Source organism: Mycobacterium sp. IDUB_21, from assembly GCF_055419425.1.
This window is the reverse complement of record NZ_JBVAXQ010000035.1, coordinates 1-1,011: the sequence shown is the minus strand read 5'-3', so window position 1 is coordinate 1,011 and position 1,011 is coordinate 1. Positions and strand designations below refer to the sequence as shown.

Sequence of the window (1,011 nt, the reverse complement as noted above, 5' to 3'; positions counted from 1 at the left end):
CCCTCTTTGCCAGTCTGGTTGTGAGTCAGTCGGCTCGCATTCAGTGGAGGGAGTGGTCGTTGTCGATCAGTGCAGGGTTCACGGCGGCGGAGATCTGTGAGTTGGTGTTCGAGTATCAGGGGCTGGCGCATGGCCGGAAGGCTGGGTGGCTGGTGGAGCAGGGAATTTCGTCCCGGCAGATGTGGCGGTGGCGAGACTCGCTGTTTGAGGGTGATCTCGACAGGGGGCTGATCCCGCGGGAAGGTGGTCCTGTGACGGTGCCCCCAGGTAAGCGGACCGCGGTTGCACGGATGCGTGCCGCCGAGCAGGCCGCCCATGATGTCGAGGTCGAACGGCTCAACGCCCGGATCCATGAGCTGGAGGAGACCAACGATGCGTTGGGAAAAGCTATCGGGCTCTTGCACGCGATGAGCGAGCACGAGCCCGACGATGCCCCGACGACGACCGATCCATCCGATTCCTCGACGCCGAGAACCAGCTCGTCACCGGGCTGACCGCCGCGACCAGGTCACAGCGCACGGCGCTATCCCTGGCGGGTGTGGCCCGCTCGACGTGGCATTACCGCCACCATCTGCGGGAGCGTGTCGTGGACCCAATTCCGCAGAAGGCCCGCGCCTATCCCTCGCGGATTCCCGGTGCTGACCGTGCGGCGATCGAGGAGCTGATTCACGCGGGTTGGAAGAATGGTGTCTCGGTCGATCACGCCTTCGCCTGCGCCTGGGACAGCGGGATCATGCTCGGCTCGCGCCGCACGTGGTGGCGTGTCGCCGGCGATATCGAGGACCAGTCCGCCCGCCCGGTCGCACCCACTCGGGCCCGTAGCGCCAACACGGCGCGGCAGGCCCCGGTGCTGCAAGCCACCGGGCCCGGGCAGGTGTGGAGCTGGGATATCACCGATTTGCGCACGCCATGGCGGGGTGTGTCATTCAAGGCGTACTCGATCATCGACATTTACTCCCGCAAACTCGTCGGATGGCGCGTTGAGGACCGCGAGGTCGATGATCTCGCTGT

Annotated in this window: 1 protein-coding gene and 1 pseudogene; both read left to right on the top strand. The window is 65.7% G+C overall.

Features of this window, described 5'->3' with window-relative positions; translation table 11 throughout:
• Positions 1–494, top strand: a 494-nt coding sequence (locus tag ACZYY4_RS23020) for a hypothetical protein (protein WP_463812332.1), incomplete at its 5' end; no start/stop codon positions are given.
• A gap of 92 nt (positions 495–586) precedes the next feature.
• Positions 587–1,011 (top strand): annotated as a pseudogene (locus ACZYY4_RS23015) (DDE-type integrase/transposase/recombinase); the annotation flags it as partial.